This window comes from Rhodoferax sp. GW821-FHT07F03, assembly GCF_059418745.1.
Window position 1 is genome coordinate 60,910 of record NZ_JBWKQM010000012.1, and the last position, 17,716, is coordinate 78,625.

Sequence of the window (17,716 nt, forward strand, 5' to 3'; positions counted from 1 at the left end):
CGGTGCGTTTTTTTATGGGCATGGGCACCTTTTTTGCTCTAATGCAGCTAACTCTTTCTGGAAACTCCATGACCAAACGCGTCTTTTTGCAGTCTGCCCTGGCCTGCGCCGCCCTGCTGGCCACCGTACCGGCATTTGCCCAAACCACACCCATCAAATTTCAGCTGGACTGGCGCTTTGAAGGCCCTGCCGCCCTCTTCCTTACCCCCGCAGCCAAGGGCTATTTCAAAGACGCCAAGCTGGATGTCACCATTGATGCGGGCAACGGTTCGGGTGGGGCCGTCACCCGCGTGGCATCCGGCGCGTATGACATGGGCTTTGCCGATATGGCGGCACTGATGGAGTTCCACGCCAACAACCCCGACGCCCCCAACAAACCCGTCGCCGTGATGATGGTCTACGCCGACACCCCAGCCTCGGTGATGGTGTTGAAGAAGTCCGGCATCAAAACCCCGGCCGACCTCAGCGGCAAGAAGCTGGGCGCGCCGGTGTTCGACGCCGGCCGCCGCGCCTTCCCCATCTTCGCCAAAGCCAACAATATCACCGGCGTGCAGTGGACCAGCATGGACCCGCCACTGCGCGAAACCATGCTGGTACGTGGTGACGTGGACGCCATCACCGGCTTCACCTTCACCTCGCTGCTGAACCTGGAGGCACGCGGCACCAAGGCTGAAGACGTAGTGGTGTTGCCCTACCCGCAGTTCGGCGTCAAGCTGTATGGCAACGCCATCATCGCCTCGCCCAAGCTGATCAAGGAGAACCCGGCTGCCGTAAAAGCCTTTTTGCAGGCCTTTGCCAAGGGCATGAAGGACGTGATCGCAAAGCCCGCCGCCGCCGTCGAAGACGTGAAAGCCCGCGACGGCATCATCAACACGGCGCTGGAGCTGCGCCGCCTGAACATGGCCATCGACACTGCCATCAACACACCCAATGCGCATGCCGAAGGCTTTGGCAAAACCACGCCGCCGCGCCTGTCGCTGATGGCATCCCAAGTATCCGATGCCTTCGCCACCAAGACCCGCGTGAACCCGGACGCGGTGTGGAACGGCAGCTTCCTGCCCAGCGCTGCCGAGCTGAACGTCTTGCCCGCCAAGAAGTAAACACTATTCTTTTTATAGCTGCTCGCGCAGGTACTAGCTGCGCCAGAGGCCTATTTCTTATAAATTTGTGAATACCCCCGCGTTTGTCGACTTCCGCGACGTCTGGCTGGCCTACAACGACACGTTGCGGGCGCAAAACCAGTTTGCCGTCGAAGCCATCGACCTGCAGGTGCAGCAAGGCGAGTTCATCGCCATCGTCGGCCCCTCGGGCTGCGGCAAGTCCACCTTCATGAAGCTGGCCACCGGGCTGAAGATGCCGTCCAAGGGCAGCATCCGCATCGACGGCCAGCCGGTCACCGGGCCGTTGAAGATCTCCGGCATGGCCTTCCAGGCGCCGTCGCTGCTGCCCTGGCGAACCACGGTGGACAACGTGCTGCTGCCGCTGGAAATCGTCGAACCCTACCGCAGCCAGTTCAAGGCCAAACGCAAGGAGTTCGAACAGCGTGCGCGCCAGCTGCTGCAAAAGGTCGGCCTGGCCGGCTATGAGGACAAATTCCCCTGGCAGCTGTCGGGCGGCATGCAGCAGCGCGCCAGCATCTGCCGCGCGCTGATCCACGAGCCCAAGATGCTGCTGCTGGACGAACCCTTCGGCGCGCTCGACGCCTTCACCCGCGAGGAGCTGTGGTGCATCCTACGCGACCTGTGGACCGAGCAGCGCTTCAACGTGATCCTGGTCACCCACGACCTGCGCGAGAGCGTGTTCCTGGCCGACACGGTCTACGTCATGGGCATGAGCCCGGGCCGCTTCATCGTCAAGAAACAGATCAACTTGCCGCGCCCGCGCGAACTGGAGCTGACCTACACGCCCGCATTCACTGACATCGTGCACGAGCTGCGCGGCCACATCGGATCGATACGAAAGACCACGCCATGAACGCCAAGACCCTGGAACGCTGGTCGCCCTGGGTGCTGCTGGTCGCCATCGTGCTGCTGTGGCAAGGCGTCTGCAGCGCCTTCGACGTGTCGGAATTCATCTTCCCCAGCCCCTGGCGCATCGCCACCCAACTGGTCGAATTCAAGGGCCCCATCGCCCTCCACGCCTGGCGCACCTACTGGGTGACCATGGCCGGCTTTGGCCTGGCGATCGTGGTCGGCGTGCTGCTGGGCTTTGTGGTCGGTAGCTCGCGCCTGGCCTATGCGGCCATCTACCCGCTGATGACGGCCTTCAACGCCCTGCCCAAGGCGGCATTCGTGCCCATCCTGGTGGTGTGGTTCGGCATCGGCACCGGGCCGGCGATATTGACCGCGTTCCTGATCAGCTTCTTCCCCATCATGGTGAACATCGCCACCGGCCTGGCGACCCTGGAGCCCGAGCTGGAAGACGTGCTGCGGGTGCTGGGCGCCAAGCGCTGGGACGTGTTGGTCAAGGTCGGCCTGCCGCGCTCCATGCCCTACTTCTTCGGCTCGCTGAAGGTGGCGATCACGCTGGCCTTCGTGGGCACCACGGTGTCGGAGATGACGGCCGCCAACGAGGGCATTGGCTACCTGCTGATCTCGGCGGGATCGTCGATGCAGATGGGCCTGGCATTTGCCGGCCTGATGGTGGTGGGCGCGATGGCCATGGCCATGTACGAGCTGTTCAGCTACGTGGAAAAGCACACGACCGGCTGGGCGCACCGCGGGTCGCAAAATGACTGAGCAGTAGCAGACTACCCCGTTGTGTCTTGACTTGGCGCAAGACAAACCTTGTGAACTATGCGTATGCTGCGACTGCCGTTGCTATTGACGGCAGCCGTCCGCAGTTTTAAGCGGGCGCTCATAAGGAAACCCCATGAAGACCCAACGACGCGTATTTTTGATGGCAGTCGCCGCTGGCGGTGCCGCACTGAGCACGATGGCACGCGCTCAGGCCAAAGTCGATGACAAAGACCCCCAAGCTGCTGCCCTCGGCTATGTGACCGACGGCACCAAGGCCGACGTTAAAAAATACCCCAAGTACGCTGCCGGCCAAAACTGCGGTAGCTGCGCCCTATACCAAGGCAAGGCCGGCGATGCCACCGGTGCCTGCCCCCTGTTCGCCGGCAAGGTTGTCTCGGCCAAGGGCTGGTGCAGCGCCTGGGCCAAGAAGGGTTAATTCCGGTCCATGTCGCCGGCCTCGTTCAAGGGCAACAAGCAGTCCCTGCCCAGCAAACTCTGCGCGGCCTGTGGCCGGACCATGACCTGGCGTAAACGCTGGGCCAAGACCTGGGACGAGGTGAAGTACTGCTCCGGCGCTTGTCGTAAGGCAAAAAAATTAGGCACTTGGTGCTCGTGCCGGGCGACCAGCTGAACCTGAACTCTTCGGCCGTCGACGTCGTCAACCCTGCACAGGATGTGGTGTGGATGGCCGAGATGGCCGAAGAATCCACCCATATCTGGTCCAGCAAGCAGCGCATCGCGCTCTTTCTGGCCGCCGTGCGCCACTTTGCGCAGACCTACCACTGCATTACACCCACCTGGACCAGGCGGAGAACCGGGGCAACCTGCTGCCGAACTGCAATAAGCTCATTTAAACAATTGGGGTGAATGGCGTACGCGCAGAAACCGTAAAAGTGCACGGCGCGGTCAACCACCGGCGGCAAAACGGCTTGCATTCACCTGCTTTATGCAGCGCAAGCATCTCACACAGAAACAAGTGGCCCTACGACATTAGGGTTGCAGGGCTTGGGGGCAAAGAAGGCTGTCCAGTTGCTGCCAGCAGGCTGAACAACGGAGATACCTTCCGTTAACATGCCACATTCCATAGCAGAGCAGTTTGGCCACCATGACCCCTCGTATGCGCACCGCCTCTCCCGTGCTCCCTGCCACCCGCCCGGTCTATGCAGCCTGCCTAGCCGCGCTGGTGCTGCTGCAAGTCGCTTGCTCATCCACGCCGCTGCCGCCCTGGCCCACGTCCGCCGACACGACAGCACCCACGCGCATTGCACCCACGTCGCCCCCCGCACCAAGCAAGCCAGCGGCAGCCCCTCCGGCGGCCGTGGCCAGCCCGGTCAATCCCCCACAGGCCGTCGCACTGAGCGATACCGGTGCCGATGCCACGGAAAGCCCGGCAGTGGCTGCGCGCTTCCCGGCACCGCCGCTGGCCTACAGCACGCCCGGTCTGCAGAGCGGACGCAGCAACTTCACCACAAACCCGGAAATCATCGACTGGCTCAACGAGCTGGCCGCCCACCCCAGCCCGGGCGTCAAGGCCACGGTGCTGTCCATGGGCCAATCGCAGCAAGGCTCGCCCCTGGTCGCCCTGTTGCTGACCCGGGCGTCCAGCCCCGACGCCCCCACGGTGCTGGCCACCGGACGCCCCACCGTGCTACTGGTGGGGCAGCAACATGGCAATGAACCCGCCGGCAGCGAGGCGCTGCTGGTGGTGGCCCGCGAACTCAGCCAGGGCCTGCTGGAGCCCATGCTGGACAAGATCAATGTCATCGTGGTGCCACGCGCTAACCCCGATGGAGCGGCCGCCAACCAGCGCGCTACCGCCAACGGCATCGACATGAACCGCGACCACCTGCTGCTGAATACGCCGGAAGCCCGCGCACTGGCTCAGCTGGAGCGCAACTACCAGCCCATGGTGGTGGTGGACGCGCACGAGTACACGGTGGCGGGCCGCTATCTGCAAAAGTTTGGTGGCGTCCAGAAATACGACGCGCTGCTGCAGTACGCCATGACGGCCAACCTGCCCGAGTTTCTGACCCGCGCCTCTGAGGAATGGTTTCGCCGCCCCCTGCTGGCCGCCCTGAAGAACCAGAAGCTCAGCAGCGAGTGGTACTACACCACCAGCAACACGGCGGACGACCTGCTGGTGTCCATGGGCGGCACGCAGCCCGATACCGGGCGCAACGTCAACGGCCTGAAAAACACGGTCAGCATGCTGGTCGAAACCCGGGGCGTGGGCATCGGCCGCCAGCACATCCAGCGCCGCGTCCACACCCAGGTCACGGCCATGGTCAGCATGCTGCAAAGCACGGCCAGCCGCAGCGACGAGCTGAACCAACTACGGCCCTATATGGAGCGTGACGTGGCCAGCCAGGCCTGCCGTGGCAAAGCCGTGGTGGAAGCCGGCCCCACCAGCGCCCAGTACACCCTGACCCTGCTGGACCCGAACACGGGCGCTGACCGCAAGGTCACGGTGGACTGGAATTCCGCCCTGGAGCTGCAAAACACCAAAACCCGCAGCCGCCCCTGCGGCTACTGGCTGTCGGCCACCTCGACCGTGGCCGTGGACCGTTTGCAGATGCTGGGGGTGCAGGTGATGCGGGTCACGGAACCCGGTTCGCTGCTGGGCGAGGCCTATCTAGAAAGCAGCCGCAGCGAAGGCAGCCGGCAAGACGTGCGCGGCGCTATCCAGGACGGCGCGCCCATCGTCCAGACCAAGGTCACGCTGGTGCCGGGCGTGGTGGATGCGCCGCAAAACAGCTTTTATGTGCCGCTAAGCCAACCCATGGGCAATCTGGTGCTGGCGGCCATGGAGCCGGACACGCAGAACAGTTATTTCGCCAACCACCTGCTGGATGGCTTGCGCGATTTGTCACGCGTCACTGCCGAACCTACGGTGCGGATGGAAAAGCTACCCTGACCTTACAGGGCAGCTCGTAAGCCTCAGGGCGGCAGCGGAGCCGCCGGTGTCTTGGTGTTTTCGGCGTTGCGCTTGCGCGTCTGCTCGGCGTGCTCGGCAGCGTCCTGCTGCTTACGCAGATAGCGTGCACGCTCTTCCCCGGCCGTCGCAGCCTTGCGCGCGCGGGCTGCCTGGGCTTCTTCAAAAGCCTTTTGCTTGCTGTCCAGCGTGGCTTTGCGGGCGGCTTTTTCTTGTGCGGCCTGAGCGGCGGTATGGGGTTGGCGTGGCGTGGAAGGGGTCGGTGTACGCACCGTACCCACGCTCTTCTCGGCTGGCGTTGCACTGGCCGGCGGGCTTTCTTCGGCAGCCTTTTGCTCCATGCGCTGCAGCTGCTCGGCACCCTTGCGCTTGCGTGCGGCATCGTTGAGCAAAATCTCCTGGCGGCGAAGGTCGGCCATCTGGTCACGCCGCTGGGCACGGTTTGCATCCTTGCAATCGTTCACGGCAAACTTCTGGTAGCAGTGGACCTCTTCCTGGTCGAAACGCTGCTGTATCTGCGCGCGTTCAGACTGGATGCGGTTGCGTTCGGCCTGCTCGGTGTCGGCCGAGGTATCGGTCTGCGCCTGGGCAAGGCTCACCCCCAGCAGGCAGAGGCAAAGAATCAGAGGCTTTTTCATGTGATGTGCGTATCGACGATACGGCGCTCCAGCGCCAGGAATTCGGTGGACTGCATCTCGGTCAGGCGTGACACGGTACGCGGGAACTCGTGGGCCAGCGGGCCGTCTGTGTACAACGCCTCGGGAGCCACGGCGGCCGACATGATCAGCTTGCAGCGGCGGTCGTACAGCACGTCCACCAACCAGGTAAAGCGCCGCGCCGGCGACGCCATGTTCACGGGCATGTACGGCACATCGCTGAGCAGCACGGTATGGAACTGGCTGGCGATTTCCAGATAATCGTTTTGCGAACGCGGCCCGCCGCACAGCTCGCGGAAGTCGAACCACACCACACCACCGGCCTTGCGCCGGGCCCGTATCTCGCGGGCTTCGATGTGCAGTATGGGGTCTTCATCCTGCGTCTCGGCCAGGCGGTTGAAGGCATTGGTCATCTCCTGGTCCGCTTCAGGGCCCAGCGGGGTATGGTAGAGCTTGACCTGCTCCAGCGTGCGGCGGCGGTAATCGGTGCCGTTGTCCACGCTCAGCACTTCCAGCTTCTCATTCAGCAAGGCGATCGCAGGCAGGATACGGTCGCGGTGCAGGCCGTTCGGGTACAAGTCGTCGGGCTTGAAGTTGGAGGTGGTGACAAAGCCCACGCCATTGGCGAACAACGCTGCCAGCAGCCGGTGCAGGATCATCGCGTCGGTGATGTCGGCTACGTGGAATTCATCAAAGCAGATCAAGCGGTAGCGCTTGGCCATGCGTTTGCCCAGCTCGTCCAGCGGGTTCACCGTGCCCTGCAGCTCCTGCAGCTCGCGGTGCACCTCGCGCATGAATTCATGAAAGTGCAGCCGGGTTTTGCGCCGCAACGGCACGGCGTTATAGAAGCAATCCATCAGAAAGCTTTTGCCACGTCCCACCCCGCCGTACATGTAGACGCCGCGCGGAATCTCCGGGCGGTTGATGAGTTTCTTGAGTGCGTTGGAACGCTTCTCTTTGTACGCTGCCCACTCGGAAGCACAACGCTCCAGTGCTTCCACGGCGCGCAACTGCGCCGGATCGGCGGTGTAGCCACGCTGGGCCAGTTCTGCCTCGTAGGCCTGTTTGACGCTCAAAGAGAAAAACTCCGGTTGCTACAAATTAAATAGCTGCCAGCGCAGATATATTCTGCGCTGGCAGCCTTTTTCTTCTAAAACGGGATTAGAAGTTCAGCGTGCGCTTGTCCACGGCCAGAGCGGCTTCCTTGGTGGACTCGCTCAAGCTGGGGTGGGCGTGGCAGATGCGGGCGATGTCTTCTGCGCTGGCGCGGAATTCCATGGCCATCACGCACTCGGCGATCAGCTCGCTGGCCTGTGGGCCGACGATGTGCACGCCCAGGATTTCGTCCGTGGTCGCGTCGGCCAACATCTTCACCATGCCGGTGGTATCGCCCAGCGCACGTGCGCGGCCGTTCGCCAGGAAGGGGAAGGTACCGGCCTTGTAGGCACGGCCTGCGCCCTTGAGCTGCTGCTCAGTCTGGCCGACCCAGGCGATTTCGGGGTTCGTGTAAATCACCCAAGGCACGGTGTTGAAGTTCACATGGCCGTGCTGGCCGGCGATGCGCTCGGCAACCGCCACGCCTTCTTCCTCGGCCTTGTGCGCCAGCATGGGGCCGCGCACCACGTCACCCACCGCCCAGACATTGGGCAGGTTGGTCTTGCAGTCGCCGTCTACCGTAATCGCGCCGCGCTCGTCCAGGGCCAGGCCAACCACTTCGGCACCCAGGCCGATGGTGTTGGGCACGCGGCCGATGGAGACGATCAGCTTGTCCACGTCCAGCGTCTGGGCTTCGCCCTTGGCATCGGTGTAGGCGATGTTCACGCCCTTCTTGCTGGTCTTGATCTCGCCGACCTTCACGCCGAGGTTGATCTTCAGGCCTTGCTTGTCGAAAGCCTTTTTGGCTTCCTTGGCGATCTGCTCGTCCACCGCGCCCAGGAAAGTTGGCAGACCTTCGAGGATGGTGACTTCGGCACCCAGACGGCGCCAGACCGAACCCATTTCCAGACCGATCACGCCGGAGCCGATCAGGCCCAGCTTCTTCGGCACAGCGCCGACGCGCAACGCGCCGTCGTTGGACAGCACCAGTTCTTCGTCAAACGGCGTGCCGGGCAAGGCACGGGCATTGGAGCCAGTGGCGATGATGATGTGCTTGCCGACCAGGGACTCTTCGCCCACGGTGATCTCGTAGCCGCCGTCCTTGGCTGCAGCGAAAGTGCCACGGCCGTGGAAGAAGGTGATCTTGTTCTTTTTGAACAGGTACTGAATGCCGTCGTTGTTCTGCTTCACGACGATGTCCTTGCGGGCGATCATCTTGGCCACATCCATCTCCAGGCCGGAGACGGAAATACCGTGGTCGGCAAAGTGGTGGCTGGCCTGGTCAAAGTGCTCGCTGGACTGCAGCAGCGCCTTGGAGGGAATGCAGCCCACGTTGGTGCAGGTGCCGCCCAAAGCGGGGCCGCCCTTGGCGTTTTTCCACTCATCGATACAGGCCACGTTAAAGCCCAGTTGGGCTGCACGGATGGCGGCCACATAGCCACCGGGGCCGCCGCCGATGACGATCACGTCAAAATTCTTACTCATGAAAACTTCCAATCTGATTACGTAAAGACCCATGGAACAAGGGCAGCCTGGGCTGCCCTTGAAACCGTCTTAAATGTCAAACAACAGGCGGGCTGGGTCTTCCAGCGCTTCCTTCATGGCGACCAGGCCCAGCACGGCTTCGCGGCCGTCGATGATGCGGTGGTCGTAGGACATGGCGAAGTAGTTCATGGGGCGCACCACCACTTGGCCGTTTTCCACCACAGCGCGGTCCTTGGTGGCATGGATGCCCAGGATGGCGGATTGCGGTGGGTTGATGATGGGGGTGGACAACATGGAACCGAAGGTACCGCCGTTCGAGATGGAGAAGGTGCCGCCGGTCATGTCTTCAATGCCCAGCTTGCCGTCACGTGCCTTTTGGCCGTATTCGGCGATCTTCTTCTCGATGTCGGCAAAGCTCATCTGGTCGGCGTTGCGCAAAATTGGCACCACCAGACCGCGTGGCGAACCCACGGCGATACCGATGTCGAAGTAGCCGTGGTAGACGATGTCGTTGCCGTCCACGCTGGCGTTCAGCACGGGGAACTTCTTCAGGGCGTGCACTGCCGCCTTGACGAAGAAGCTCATGAAACCCAGCTTGCAGCCGTGTTCCTTTTCGAAACGCTCTTGCATGCGCTTGCGCATGTCCATGACCGGAGCCATGTTGATTTCGTTGAAGGTGGTGAGGATGGCGTTGGTCGATTGCGATTGCAGCAGACGCTCGGCCACGCGGGCACGCAGGCGGCTCATGGGCACGCGCTGCTCAGGGCGGTCGCCCAGGTCAGGCGCCATGGTGGAAACCTGTGGCAGGGACTTGGTAGGCACGCCGGTGGGGATCACGGCAGCAGCTACCTTGGCAGCAGGAGGATTGGCCACGGCAGCCAGTACATCACCCTTGGTGACGCGGCCGTCTTTGCCGGTACCGGCCACGGAACCTGCGGCCAGAGCGTTGTCGGCCATCAGCTTGGCAGCAGCTGGCATGGGCACGCCGGCCATGGAGGTGCTGGTAGCGGCGGCTGCAGGCGCAGCAGCGGCCACAGCGGGTGCTGCAGCGGCAGGTGCAGCAGCCACGGCGCCGGCCTTGCCTTCGGTGTCGATGCGGGCAATCAGCTGCTCGGCGGCCACGGTGCTGCCGTCGCCCATGACCAGCTCGACGATCACGCCGGCGGAAGGTGCGGGCACTTCCAGCACGACTTTGTCGGTTTCCACTTCGATGAGGATTTCATCCACGGCAACAGCGTCGCCAACCTTCTTCTTCCACTGCAACAAGGTGGCTTCGGCCACGGACTCGGACAGTTGTGGAACCTTCACTTCAACGATAGACATTTCAAAAACTCCAGATTTTTATATGTGGGGCGTGCGAGCCGGAGCACACCGCTCCAGCCGGCACAGCGTTGGCCCGGAGGCACAACGCGGGGTGCTTATTTGGTTAAGACAAAGCCTTTGAGCTTGCCGAACGCGCCGTCGACCAGAGCCTTTTGCTGCTCTTGGTGCAGGTGCGAATAGCCGGCTGCAGGAGACGCCGAGGCCGCGCGGCCCGAGTAACCCAGCTTCTGGCCATCGGCCATGTTCTCGTGCAGATAGTGCTGCACGAAGAACCAGGCGCCCTGGTTTTGCGGCTCGTCCTGGCACCACACGAGTTCCGTGACGTTGGGGTACTTCTTCAGTTCCGCAGCAAAAGCCTTGTGCGGGAACGGATAGAGCTGTTCCACACGCAGGATCACGACGTCGTCTGCGCCCTTTTCTTCGCGCTTCTTGGCCAGGTCGTAGTAGACCTTGCCCGAGCAGGCGATGACGCGCTTGATCTTGTCGGCCTTAACGTCCTTGTTCTCCGGAATGATGGTCTGGAAACCACCCTTGGTGAACTCGCTCAGCGGAGACGCTGCATCCTTGGCGCGCAAGAGGGACTTGGGCGTCATGATGACCAGCGGCTTGCGCAGGTTGCGCACCATCTGGCGGCGCAACAGGTGGAAGATCTGGCTGGCGGTGGTGGGCTGCACGACTTGCATGTTCGTGTCGGCGCTCAGCTGCATGAAGCGCTCCAGGCGGGCCGAGCTGTGCTCGGGGCCTTGGCCTTCGTAGCCGTGCGGCAGCATCAAGGTGATGCCGTTGACACGGCCCCACTTCACTTCACCGGAGGCGATGAACTGGTCGATCACCACCTGGGCGCCGTTGGCGAAGTCGCCGAACTGGGCTTCCCAGATCACCAGGGTGTTGGGGTCGTTCGAGGCATAGCCGTATTCGAATGCCAGCACCGCTTCTTCGGACAGGATGGAGTCGATGACGACGAACGGAGCCTGGTTGTCGGCAACGTTTTGCAGAGGCGTGTAGGTGCCTTCGTCGAACTTTTCACGGTTCTGGTCATGGATCACCGCGTGGCGGTGGGTAAAGGTACCGCGGCCGCAGTCTTCACCGCTCAGGCGCACGGGGTAGCCACTGGCCACCAGGGAGGCGAACGCCATGTGCTCGCCCATGCCCCAGTCCACCGGAATGTCACCACGGCCCATGGCGGCGCGATCGTCATAAACCTTCTTCACCAGAGCGTGCGGGGTGATGCTGGCAGGCAGCGTGGTCAGCTTTTCAGCCAGGCGCTTCCACTCGGACAGCGGAATGGCGGTGTCGCCAGCGTCGGTCCACTTGCGGTTCAGGTATGGGGACCAATCCACTGCGTACTTGCTCTTGAAGTTGGTCAGCACCGGGTCGAAGGTGTTCTTGCCTGCGTCGAGTGCGGCGCGCATGGCCTTGACCATGTCGTCACCCAGCGTTTCGCCGAAGCCTTGGGCGGCCAGCTTGTCGGCGTACAGCTTGCGCGTGCCGGGGTGCTTGGCGATCTTCTTGTACATCAGTGGCTGGGTCAGCGCGGGCGTATCTTGCTCGTTGTGCCCCAGTTTGCGGAAGCAGATGATGTCGACCACCACGTCGCGTTGGAACTCCATGCGGTAGTCCAGCGCGATTTGGGTTGCCAGCACCACGGCTTCAGGATCGTCACCGTTGACGTGCAGCACAGGCGCTTCGATCATCTTGACCACGTCCGAGCAGTACAGCGTGGAGCGGCTGTCGCGTGGGTCGCTGGTGGTGAAACCGATCTGGTTGTTGATCACGATATGCACCGTGCCGCCCGTGAAATAACCACGGGTTTCGGCCAGCGCCAGGGTTTCCATGACCACGCCTTGGCCGGCAAAAGCCGCATCGCCGTGTACCAGCACAGGCAGCACTTGCTTGCCTTCGGGGTCGGCACGGCGGTCCATACGGGCGCGCACCGAACCTTCAACCACCGGGTTCACGATTTCCAGATGGGAAGGGTTGAAGGCCAGCGTCAAATGCACTGGGCCGCCAGGGGTGGACACGTCGGAGCTGAAGCCTTGGTGGTACTTCACGTCGCCGGAAGGCAGGTCTTCAGGGGCGGTGTGGTCGAACTCGGCGAACAGGTCGGCGGGCACCTTGCCCAGCGAGTTCACCAGCACGTTCAGGCGGCCGCGGTGGGCCATGGCGATGACGATTTCTTGCACGCCCTTGGTGCCACCCATCTGGATCAGCTCGTCCATGGCGGCGATGAAGCTTTCACCACCTTCCAGGGAGAAACGCTTTTGGCCCACATACTTGGTGTGCAGGAAGCGCTCCAGGCCTTCGGCCGCTGTCAGGCGGTCCAGGATGTGCAGCTTTTTCTCTCGGGACAGGCTGGGCTTGCTACGGATGCCTTCCAGCTTTTGTTGCCACCAGCGCTTTTTATTCTGGTCGGTGGTGTACATGTATTCGGCGCCGATGGTGCCGCAATACGTTTCACGCAGCGCATTCATCAGGTCGCGCAGAGACATGGTCTCTTTGCCGAAGAAGGTGTTGCTGGTGTTGTAGACGGTTTCCTGGTCGGCGTCGGTGAAGCCGTAGAAGGATGGGTCCAGCTCGGGAATCTTGTCGCGCTCGGTCCGCTTCAGCGGGTCCAGGTCGGCCCAACGTACGCCCACGTTGCGGTACGCAGCGATCAGCTGCTGCACGGCGGTACGCTTGCGGCCCATTTCGGAGTCGGCGCCAGTCGCCATGACCACCTTGGTGCCACCTTGCTTGGCGCGTTCTGCGAAGGCGTTCACCACGGGCAGGTGGGGCACGTCCTTGGCATCGCTGCCGTCTACGGCAGGCACGTTTTGCAGCGCGTCAAAGTAATCGCGCCAGTTGTCGGGCACGCTACCGGGGTTTGCAAGGTAGTTTTCGTAGAGTTCTTCTACATAGGGGGCATTGCCACCGAAGAGATAGGTGTTGCCTTGGTAGGCTTGGTACACCGAAGAGACTGGTTCACTCATATTCCGCTGACCTCCGTTTCCCTGCAGGAAACATTAGCTGGTTAAAGCTGGGTTTAATTAACCTTCCGCGACACGGCTGGACCGATTGGCGGATGCGACTGTGGCAGGAAGGGCCTAGTACGGGCGGGATTATCTACCCAATATGGGGCGTGTGGTGCCGAGTTACGGGGGTAGAACAGGCACCCGCTATGGTATTTATAGCTGCCAGCGCACGCCGTATATGCGCTGGCCTCATTTTTTATTTAAAACCGGATGTGGTGCGGGAGAAACATTACTTTACCAAGGCCTGCACCGCTTTGAAGTCCGCGTGCTCGGCGGTGCGCAGCCATTCGAACAGCACCATCTCGGTGGTGACCAGCTCGGCGCCGGCGCCGGCCAGGCGGTCAAAGGCGGCGTCGCGGTTGCGTTCGGTGCGCGAGCTGCAGGCGTCGGTGACCACCCAGACGTCGAACTCGTCTTCCAGCAGGTCCAGCGCGGTTTGCAGCAGGCAGATGTGGGCTTCCAGCCCGGCAATGACGACGGTGTTGCGCTCGGGCGCGGCGTTTTGCGGCTTCTGCAGATGTTTGGGCAGGCTGCGGGCATTGCCTTGCACCGGCTTGGCGGGTGGCCTCAGCCACTCGCCCAAGCCCTCTTCCATGCCGCTGAAATGCATTTTGCTCAGGGTGTCGCGGCACAGGGCGCGCATCTCGGCTGGGTTTTGGCCCAACTTGGACGGGTTTTGCTCGGTACCCCAGACCGGCACTTCCAGCAACTGGGCGGCCTGGGCCAGGCGCATGGCGTTGGCCAGCACAGCGGTGTTTTCAAAAATGGCGGGGAGCAGGCGCTCCTGGTAGTCAACCAGGACGAGTTGGGATTCTGGGGCGTCGAGCAGCATGGGGTTCCTTGGCGAAATCGGGGGCAAATAAGCCCCAGATTAAACCGCAGAAACCGCCGATAGCACCTCTCCCCCGGCCGGCTGCAACAGCCCGCCGGTCAGAGACTGCAACAGGGCCAGACCCAGCGGCCAGTCGCCATGGCCGGAGGCGATATTGATATGCCCCGCGTCCTGCAGGCGCACCATCTCGCTGCCCCAGGCACGCGCATAGGCACCGGCCAGGCGCACCGGGCAGTACGGATCGTTGCTACTGGCCACCAGCACGCTACGGTACGGCAGGCGGGCATAGGGCACGGGCGCAAAGTCGTTCAGGATGGCGCGACGCTCGGGGTCGGCCGGGGCCACCAGCAGCGCGCCCTGGATGCGCTCCACCGCTTCGGGCGGCAAATGGGTGGTGGCGATGCAGCCCAGGCTGTGGGCCACCACCACCACGGGGCCAGGCCTGGCCAGTATCGCCCGGGTAATGGAGGCCACCCAGGCCGCACGGGTGGGCGTGACCCAGTCGTCCTGGTCCACGCGCTCCACGCCGGCCACGCTCTCGGACCACAAGGTCTGCCAATGCCCGGGGCCGGAATTGCGCCAGCCGGGCACGATGAGAATTCTGGTTTGCGTCATGGCCCGGATTGTGGGCAGGCCGGAGCCAAACTCCAACGACTGAATTGCTGTTTGTTTATGCGCATGAGCTTAGAACCAAATTGTCTGAAGAAACGCTACAAATTCACATATAAAAAAGAGCTGCCAGCGCAGTAAATACCTGCGCTGGCAGCTCCTGTTTTTATAGTGCGGAAAGCCGGGTTAAAAGCCGCTCAACACCGCTCCCTTGAACTCGGTTTGCACGTACTGGCGGATCTCCTCCGAGTGGTAGGCCTTGACCAGTTTGGCCACCCAGGGCTTGTCCTTATCTTGCTCGCGCACGGCCAGCAGGTTGACGTACGGGCTCTTGGCGCTTTCCTGGGCAATCGCGTCCTTGGCCGGGTTCAAGCCGGCTTGCAGCGCGAAGTTGGTGTTGATGGCCGCCGCGTCCAGGTCGTCCAGCGAGCGCGGCAGCTGGGCAGCGTCCAGCTCCACGAAGCGGATCTTCTTGGGGTTGTCCACCACGTCCAGCGGCGTGGCCTTCAGGCCGGCCTCGGGTTTGAGCTTGACCAGGCCCTTGTCTTGCAGCACCAGCAGCACCCGGCCGCCATTGGTGGGGTCGTTCGGAATGCCGACCTTGGCGCCCTCCTTCAGGTCCGCCAGGCTCTTCACCTTCTTGGAATAGATGCCAATCGGAAAATTGACCGTATTGCCCACCGCCACGATCTTGTAGCCCCGGTCCTTGACCTGCTGGTCCAGGAAGGGCTTGTGCTGGTAGCTGTTCAGGTCCAGATCACCTGAAGCCAGGGCGGCATTGGGCTGGATGTAGTCGCTGAATTCGACGATCTGGATCTTCAGCCCATCCTTCTCGGCGATCTTTTTGACCTGCTCAAAGATCTGCGCGTGCGGCCCGGCGGTAACGCCGACCTTCAGCGGTTTGTCCTGCGCCAGCGCGCCGCCGGCCAGCAACAGGCTGGTGGCCAACACGACAGCGGACTGGATGAATGTTCTTTTGTACATGGCTAACTCCCTAAAAATATTTACTTGTGACTTATCCGGTGGACCAGCCAGTCGCCCAGGCTTTGCAGCGCCTGCACGAAGACGATCAGCACCAGCACCACGGCCAGCATCACCTCGGGCAGAAAGCGCTGGTAGCCGTAGCGGATGCCCAGGTCGCCCAGGCCACCGCCACCGATGGCGCCGGCCATGGCCGAATAGCCGGTCAGGCTCACCAGGGTGATGGTTACCGCCGCCACGATGCCAGGCAGCGCCTCGGGCAGCAGCACTTTGAAGACGATTTGCAAAGTGCTGGCACCCATAGCCTGGGCCGCCTCCACCAGGCCGGCATCCACCTCGCGCAGCGCGGTTTCCACCAGCCGGGCGATGAAGGGTGCGGAAGCAATCGTCAGCGGTACCACCGCCGCAGCCGTGCCAATGGACGAACCGGTCAGCAGCCGCGTGAACGGGATGATGGCCACCAGCAGGATGATGAAAGGCGTGGAGCGCACAGCGTTCACCAGCGTGCCGACCACGCGGTTCAGCGCTGGCTTGTGCAGCACGCCGCCCTGGTCGGTCAGCCGCAGAAAGACACCCAGCGGCACGCCGATCACGGCGCCGGCCAGGCCGGAGATGCCGACCATCACCAGCGTCTCCCAGAACGAGGACGCAAACAGCTCCAGCAATTGCGGGGTGAAAGTCTCAAACATGGGCCACCTCCTGCACCAGTACGCCAGCGCCGCGTAAATGGGCCACAGCGGCGACCAGTTGCTCGCGCGCACCGCGCACATGTATCGCCAGCGCGCCGAAAGGCCGGCCCTGGATCTCGTCCACCTGGCCATGCAGGATGTTCAGGTCCAGCCCGAAGCGGCGGATCACGTCCGACAGCAGCGGCTGGTCCGAATCGTCGCCCGCAAACGCCAGCCGCAACAGCTGGCCTTGCTGGGCCGGCTCGGTGGCCATCAGCTTGCGGATGCGCGCCAGCACGCTCTGCGGCAGGTCCTGCGGCAAGATCTCGTCGATCAGGCTGCGGGTGGTGGCGTGTTGCGGGCGGGTGAACACGTCCATCACCGCGCCCTGCTCCACGATGCGGCCGGCGTCTATCACCGCCACCCGGTCGGCCACCTGCTTGACCACCTGCATCTGGTGCGTGATCAGCACAATGGTCAAACCGAAATCGCGGTTGATCTGGCGCAGCAGGCCCAGAATGGAACGTGTGGTTTCCGGGTCGAGCGCCGAGGTGGCCTCGTCCGAGAGCAAAACCTTGGGGTTGCTCGCCAGTGCCCGGGCAATGCCCACGCGCTGCTTTTGCCCGCCGCTGATTTGCGCCGGGTAGCGGTCGCGCAGCGCCGACAGGCCGACCAGGTCCAGCAGGCCATCGACCCGGTCCTTGATCAGCGCCGGGCGCGTGCCCACCAGCTCCAGCGGCAGCGCCACATTGTCAAAAATCGTCCGTGAGGACAGCAGGTTGAAGTGCTGGAACACCATGCCGATCTGGTGCCGGGCGGCACGCAGCGCGGTGGCGTCCAGCGCCGTCAGGTCCTGCCCGTCGACGCGGACCTGGCCTTGCGAGGGCCGGTTCAGCAGGTTGATGGTGCGCACCAGCGAGCTCTTGCCCGCGCCGCTGCGCCCTATCACCCCGAAAATTTCACCCGCCTGGATGTGCAGGTCTATGCCCCGCAATGCTTGCACCGGGCCTTGTGGGCCGGGGTAAGTCTGGTGGATGTTGTGCAGCTCAATCATGTGGTGGCAATGCCGGTCCTCAGAGCTTGGCGATCGACACTTCAGTGGACTTCACCAGGGCCACGACTTCGCTGCCCACCACCAGTTGCAGGTCGTTGACCGAGCGGGTGGTGATGACCGAGGTGACGATGCCCCAGGGGGTTTCGACGTCGATTTCAGAAACGACATCGCCACGGATGATTTCCTTGATCTTGCCGCGGAATTGGTTGCGTACGTTGATGGCTTGGATAGACATGGGTTTACTCCTGGTTAAAAAATCGGTTTGCTATTAATTACGTAGCTACCAGCGCAGTTAATACCTGCACCAGAGGCCTTTTTTATATAAATCTGAA

18 protein-coding genes are annotated in these 17,716 nt (G+C 62.6%); 7 read left to right on the plus strand and 11 right to left on the minus strand.

Annotation, left to right across the window (positions count from 1 at the left end):
* Positions 1-68 precede the first annotated feature (68 nt).
* The 7 genes from AC07R0_RS18980 to AC07R0_RS19010 all read left to right on the plus strand — a co-directional run bounded on the left by AC07R0_RS18980 (position 69) and on the right by AC07R0_RS19010 (position 5,652).
* The gene (locus AC07R0_RS18980) at positions 69-1,100 is read left to right on the plus strand and encodes an ABC transporter substrate-binding protein (protein ID WP_495105993.1); all 1,032 of its coding nucleotides are present in this window, start codon (positions 69-71) and stop codon (positions 1,098-1,100) included.
* 67 nt (positions 1,101-1,167) lie between these two features.
* Complete coding sequence (locus AC07R0_RS18985) at positions 1,168-1,974, plus strand: ABC transporter ATP-binding protein (protein ID WP_495105994.1); 807 nt, start codon at positions 1,168-1,170, stop codon at positions 1,972-1,974.
* A complete protein-coding gene (locus AC07R0_RS18990; RefSeq protein WP_495105995.1) occupies positions 1,971-2,738 on the plus strand; it encodes an ABC transporter permease in 768 nt (255 codons plus the stop codon). Before AC07R0_RS18985 ends, AC07R0_RS18990 begins: the two co-directional genes overlap by 4 nt.
* A 133-nt stretch (positions 2,739-2,871) precedes the next feature.
* Positions 2,872-3,174 (plus strand): high-potential iron-sulfur protein, encoded by a 303-nt coding sequence (locus tag AC07R0_RS18995; protein WP_495105996.1) that lies wholly within the window; start codon positions 2,872-2,874, stop codon positions 3,172-3,174.
* A gap of 9 nt (positions 3,175-3,183) precedes the next feature.
* The gene (locus AC07R0_RS19000; RefSeq protein ID WP_495105997.1) at positions 3,184-3,369 is read left to right on the plus strand and encodes a DUF2256 domain-containing protein; all 186 of its coding nucleotides are present in this window, start codon (positions 3,184-3,186) and stop codon (positions 3,367-3,369) included.
* On the plus strand, positions 3,345-3,605 hold the full coding sequence (locus tag AC07R0_RS19005; protein WP_495106109.1) for a cryptochrome/photolyase family protein: 261 nt from the start codon (positions 3,345-3,347) through the stop codon (positions 3,603-3,605). The genes AC07R0_RS19000 and AC07R0_RS19005 overlap by 25 nt, the downstream gene beginning before the upstream one ends.
* Positions 3,606-3,843: 238 nt before the next feature.
* Positions 3,844-5,652: a M14 family metallopeptidase gene (locus tag AC07R0_RS19010; RefSeq protein ID WP_495105998.1), complete on the plus strand. Its 1,809-nt coding sequence runs from the start codon at positions 3,844-3,846 to the stop codon at positions 5,650-5,652.
* 23 nt (positions 5,653-5,675) lie between these two features.
* Here AC07R0_RS19010 and AC07R0_RS19015 read toward each other — a convergent pair whose 3' ends face one another.
* The 11 genes from AC07R0_RS19015 to AC07R0_RS19065 form a co-directional block, all read right to left on the minus strand.
* Positions 5,676-6,308, minus strand: a complete 633-nt coding sequence (locus AC07R0_RS19015; protein WP_495105999.1) for a hypothetical protein — start codon at positions 6,306-6,308, stop codon at positions 5,676-5,678.
* Positions 6,305-7,402 (minus strand): cell division protein ZapE, encoded by a 1,098-nt coding sequence (gene zapE / locus AC07R0_RS19020; protein ID WP_495074589.1) that lies wholly within the window; start codon positions 7,400-7,402, stop codon positions 6,305-6,307. Before zapE ends, AC07R0_RS19015 begins: the two co-directional genes overlap by 4 nt.
* 85 nt (positions 7,403-7,487) lie before the next feature.
* A complete protein-coding gene (gene lpdA / locus AC07R0_RS19025; RefSeq protein WP_495106000.1) occupies positions 7,488-8,906 on the minus strand; it encodes a dihydrolipoyl dehydrogenase in 1,419 nt (472 codons plus the stop codon).
* A gap of 69 nt (positions 8,907-8,975) precedes the next feature.
* Positions 8,976-10,229, minus strand: coding sequence for a 2-oxoglutarate dehydrogenase complex dihydrolipoyllysine-residue succinyltransferase (odhB, locus tag AC07R0_RS19030; RefSeq protein ID WP_495106001.1), 1,254 nt, complete (start codon positions 10,227-10,229; stop codon positions 8,976-8,978).
* 95 nt (positions 10,230-10,324) lie between these two features.
* A complete protein-coding gene (locus tag AC07R0_RS19035) occupies positions 10,325-13,198 on the minus strand; it encodes a 2-oxoglutarate dehydrogenase E1 component (RefSeq protein WP_495074593.1) in 2,874 nt (957 codons plus the stop codon).
* A gap of 271 nt (positions 13,199-13,469) precedes the next feature.
* Complete coding sequence (locus AC07R0_RS19040) at positions 13,470-14,072, minus strand: isochorismatase family protein (RefSeq protein ID WP_495106002.1); 603 nt, start codon at positions 14,070-14,072, stop codon at positions 13,470-13,472.
* 39 nt (positions 14,073-14,111) lie between these two features.
* The gene (locus tag AC07R0_RS19045) at positions 14,112-14,687 is read right to left on the minus strand and encodes an RBBP9/YdeN family alpha/beta hydrolase (protein ID WP_495074595.1); all 576 of its coding nucleotides are present in this window, start codon (positions 14,685-14,687) and stop codon (positions 14,112-14,114) included.
* 180 nt (positions 14,688-14,867) lie between these two features.
* Positions 14,868-15,665, minus strand: a complete 798-nt coding sequence (locus AC07R0_RS19050) for a MetQ/NlpA family ABC transporter substrate-binding protein (protein ID WP_495074596.1) — start codon at positions 15,663-15,665, stop codon at positions 14,868-14,870.
* A gap of 20 nt (positions 15,666-15,685) precedes the next feature.
* Positions 15,686-16,351, minus strand: coding sequence for a methionine ABC transporter permease (locus tag AC07R0_RS19055; RefSeq protein WP_495106003.1), 666 nt, complete (start codon positions 16,349-16,351; stop codon positions 15,686-15,688).
* Entirely contained in the window at positions 16,344-17,384 is a 1,041-nt protein-coding gene (locus tag AC07R0_RS19060; RefSeq protein ID WP_495106004.1) for a methionine ABC transporter ATP-binding protein, read from the minus strand. Before AC07R0_RS19060 ends, AC07R0_RS19055 begins: the two co-directional genes overlap by 8 nt.
* A 19-nt stretch (positions 17,385-17,403) precedes the next feature.
* Positions 17,404-17,619 (minus strand): TOBE domain-containing protein, encoded by a 216-nt coding sequence (locus AC07R0_RS19065; protein ID WP_490593073.1) that lies wholly within the window; start codon positions 17,617-17,619, stop codon positions 17,404-17,406.
* Positions 17,620-17,716 lie beyond the last annotated feature (97 nt).

Excerpts from the sequence above, each read along its gene's own strand:
- AC07R0_RS18980 (WP_495105993.1), top strand. The coding sequence starts at position 69 with ATGACCAAACGCGTCTTTTTGCAGTCTGCCCTGGCCTGCGCCGCCCTG.
- AC07R0_RS18990 (WP_495105995.1), top strand. The coding sequence starts at position 1,971 with ATGAACGCCAAGACCCTGGAACGCTGGTCGCCCTGGGTGCTGCTGGTC.
- AC07R0_RS18995 (WP_495105996.1), top strand. The coding sequence starts at position 2,872 with ATGAAGACCCAACGACGCGTATTTTTGATGGCAGTCGCCGCTGGCGGT.
- AC07R0_RS19000 (WP_495105997.1), top strand. The coding sequence starts at position 3,184 with ATGTCGCCGGCCTCGTTCAAGGGCAACAAGCAGTCCCTGCCCAGCAAA.
- AC07R0_RS19010 (WP_495105998.1), top strand. The coding sequence starts at position 3,844 with ATGACCCCTCGTATGCGCACCGCCTCTCCCGTGCTCCCTGCCACCCGC.
- AC07R0_RS19015 (WP_495105999.1), bottom strand. The coding sequence starts at position 6,308 with ATGAAAAAGCCTCTGATTCTTTGCCTCTGCCTGCTGGGGGTGAGCCTT.
- lpdA (WP_495106000.1), bottom strand. The coding sequence starts at position 8,906 with ATGAGTAAGAATTTTGACGTGATCGTCATCGGCGGCGGCCCCGGTGGC.
- odhB (WP_495106001.1), bottom strand. The coding sequence starts at position 10,229 with ATGTCTATCGTTGAAGTGAAGGTTCCACAACTGTCCGAGTCCGTGGCC.
- AC07R0_RS19035 (WP_495074593.1), bottom strand. The coding sequence starts at position 13,198 with ATGAGTGAACCAGTCTCTTCGGTGTACCAAGCCTACCAAGGCAACACC.
- AC07R0_RS19040 (WP_495106002.1), bottom strand. The coding sequence starts at position 14,072 with ATGCTGCTCGACGCCCCAGAATCCCAACTCGTCCTGGTTGACTACCAG.
- AC07R0_RS19045 (WP_495074595.1), bottom strand. The coding sequence starts at position 14,687 with ATGACGCAAACCAGAATTCTCATCGTGCCCGGCTGGCGCAATTCCGGC.
- AC07R0_RS19050 (WP_495074596.1), bottom strand. The coding sequence starts at position 15,665 with ATGTACAAAAGAACATTCATCCAGTCCGCTGTCGTGTTGGCCACCAGC.
- AC07R0_RS19055 (WP_495106003.1), bottom strand. The coding sequence starts at position 16,351 with ATGTTTGAGACTTTCACCCCGCAATTGCTGGAGCTGTTTGCGTCCTCG.
- AC07R0_RS19060 (WP_495106004.1), bottom strand. The coding sequence starts at position 17,384 with ATGATTGAGCTGCACAACATCCACCAGACTTACCCCGGCCCACAAGGC.
- AC07R0_RS19065 (WP_490593073.1), bottom strand. The coding sequence starts at position 17,619 with ATGTCTATCCAAGCCATCAACGTACGCAACCAATTCCGCGGCAAGATC.